Below are 2,399 nucleotides of genomic sequence, written 5' to 3'. Positions count from 1 at the left end.
GGTGGCGGCCGGTGCCGGCGGGCCCGCGCCACAGGCGGACATGCGCAAGCAGCAGCCCTCCCGCTCGCCCTGGGCGCCGCCGCCGCCCGGCACCCCGCCGCAGCGGCCCCCGTCCGAGCCGCGCGGGGTGTGGCTGGGGGCGCCCGTGCTGCTGGCCGCGATCAGCAGCGGCGTGGTCGTCTCGGGGCTGTTCTGGAGCAGCCGGCCGCTGGGCACCGCCCTGGTGTACGGGCTGGCGGCCTCCCTGGCGGTGTTCGGTGTCGGGCTGCTGATCAGCGCGTTCGTCGGACGGCTGGGCGCCGGTACGGTGGCCGCGGCGATGCTGACCGGGCTGCTGCTGGTGGGTGCCTCGGCGCTGCCGGAGTCGATCAGCACCGAGTGGACCGATTCCCGCTGGCAGCCGGAGACCGCGGCCGAGGTCCGCGACACCTATTCCATGGGCAGCGGGCGCGGCACACTGGATCTGACGGAGCTGGACGTCTCCGGCGAGGACCGGGTGCGGACCGTGCTGACGGGCGGCGCGGGCCAGCTCAAGATCCGGGTGCCGTACGACGTCACGGTCCGGGTCGCGGCCGATATCGGCCTCGGCGGCTATGTGTACGAGGAGCAGGGCGAGGGCGGCCGGCCGGTGGCGGCCGGCGGCGGGCTGGGCGCGGACTGGTCCGGCAGCTTTCCGCCGCCGGACGGGGTGGAGCCCGGTGGCGTGGTGCAGCTGACCGTGCACCTGAGCGTGGGGCAGGTCGTCATCGAGCGGGAGGCGGTTCCGGAGGGTGCGGGCCGGACGGCGCAGCCGGAGCGGGAGACCCCGGAGCCGTCGGCCGCACCGGACGTGCAGGACGCACCGGCCGCACCGGCCGCACCGGACGTGGACGGTCAGGACGGTCAGGCCGGGCAGGAAGGTGAGGAGGGACCGGGATGAACCGCGCGAGCGGCATGAGCGGTACGCACGGCGGCGCGGCCGCGGTCCTGGAGCGGTCCGTGGCCACCGGCGGCCGGTCGGCCGGCCCGGGGTCCTCGACGCCGGGCCGGCGCCGGCGGTTCGACCCGGCCCGGTTCGTCCTGGGCCTGTGCGTGCTGGCGCTGGCCGCCGGCTTCGCCGGGCGTGCCGCGGGCTGGTTCGGCATCCCGCTGTTCGTCCTGGCCGCGGCGCTGCCGATGGCGCTGCTGCTGACCGCCGCGGTGGCCCTGATCGGCCATGGCGTGCGGCGCCGCGCCGACCGGCGCCGCGCCCTGCCGCCGGCGGGCCGGGCGGGGTCCTGGAAGGAGGGCGGCTAGGCGAACACCGGGCGGCTGCGCCTGGCCAGCGCCGCGTCCACGGAGAGGACGCCGCCGCCCGCCATCAGCAGGGTGACGAAGCCGGCCAGGAACGGCAGATCCGCGCCGAAGTAGTACGGCGAGGTGTTCCAGCTGATCACCAGCCAGAAGGACAGGGTGAGCAGCACCCCGCCGAACGCCGCCGGCCGGGTCAGCAGCCCGAGCAGCACACCCGCGCCGACCGCGATCTCCGCCACCGAGGTGGCGTTGAGGAAGAAGCCGGAGTTCTCCAGCGCCAGCTCGGCCAGCCACGACGCCGCCGCGTCCTCCTGCGCGAACTCCAGCATGAACTCCATGGTCTCCCGGTCCATGGTGGAGAACGGGCCCCAGGAGGTGTACTTGTCGATCCCGGCGTAGACGAAGGTGAAGCCGAGGAAGAGACGCAGCGGCAGCAGCGCGTAACGGGCCGCGAAGTCCCGCAGGCCGCCGCCGGGGCCGCCCGTGCCGGGCAGCGGTCCTCGCGCGGCCGGGCCGCCCAGTTGTTCCGTCACCGACATAGCCGCTGCTCCTGCCGTCTGCCGCGGCCCCGGACGGCCGCCCGGGGGTGCGGGCTCGCTCACTGCCGGCCTGCGGCGGGCTGTCCGCCCGGCCGGTCCTCGCTCACAGTCTGCCAGCAGTCCCCGGCCACGCGAAGGGTGTGCGCACGTCCGGGGGAACGAAGGGACGGACGGTGCTCGTTCGCGGGCCGGCACCGGCCGTGGCTAGGCGGGGCGGGTTGCGGCGGAGAACGGCATGGAGTCCACCGGGGCGTAGCGGACCGGGGCGCCGGGCCGCGGGGCGTGGACGATCCGGCCGTCGCCCGCGTACAGCGCCACATGGGACAGGCCGGAGTAGTAGAAGACCAGGTCGCCCGGGAGGAGCTCGTCGTGGCGCACCCGGGTGCCCGCGCCGACCTGGCGGTAGCTGGTGCGCGGCAGGGCGACCCCGGCGGCGGCCCAGGCGGCCTGGACGAGGCCGGAGCAGTCGTAGGCGTCCGGGCCGGTGGCACCCCAGCCGTACGGCTTGCCCAGCTGGGCGCGGGCGAAGGCCAGGGCCGCGGCGGCCCGGCCGCTGGGTGCGGCGGCCGCGGACCGTCCCTGCGGGCC

At 76.6% G+C, this 2,399-nt stretch carries 3 protein-coding genes and 1 pseudogene; 2 read left to right on the top strand and 2 right to left on the bottom strand.

Features of this window, described 5'->3' with window-relative positions; all coding sequences use genetic code 11:
- Positions 1–919, top strand: a pseudogene (locus tag GQS09_RS27940) (LiaF domain-containing protein); the annotation flags it as partial.
- Entirely contained in the window at positions 916–1,275 is a 360-nt protein-coding gene (locus GQS09_RS27935; protein ID WP_165990303.1) for a hypothetical protein, read from the top strand. The pseudogene GQS09_RS27940 and the gene GQS09_RS27935, both read left to right, overlap by 4 nt.
- On the opposite strand, the gene GQS09_RS27930 is transcribed toward GQS09_RS27935, so the two are convergent.
- Complete coding sequence (locus tag GQS09_RS27930) at positions 1,272–1,811, bottom strand: DoxX family protein (protein WP_165990302.1); 540 nt, start codon at positions 1,809–1,811, stop codon at positions 1,272–1,274. The two genes, GQS09_RS27935 and GQS09_RS27930, sit on opposite strands and share 4 nt — an antisense overlap.
- A gap of 204 nt (positions 1,812–2,015) precedes the next feature.
- On the bottom strand, positions 2,016–2,399 hold a 384-nt coding region (locus tag GQS09_RS27925; protein WP_207958382.1), incomplete at its 5' end, for a C40 family peptidase.

The organism is Streptomyces sp. YIM 98790 (genome assembly GCF_011421595.1).
Classification (GTDB): Bacteria; Actinomycetota; Actinomycetes; order Streptomycetales; family Streptomycetaceae; genus Streptomyces.
Note: the sequence above shows the minus strand (reverse complement) of the source record. Positions and strands in the feature narration are given on the sequence as shown.

Excerpts from the sequence above, each read along its gene's own strand:
- GQS09_RS27935 (WP_165990303.1), top strand. The coding sequence starts at position 916 with ATGAACCGCGCGAGCGGCATGAGCGGTACGCACGGCGGCGCGGCCGCG.
- GQS09_RS27930 (WP_165990302.1), bottom strand. The coding sequence starts at position 1,811 with ATGTCGGTGACGGAACAACTGGGCGGCCCGGCCGCGCGAGGACCGCTG.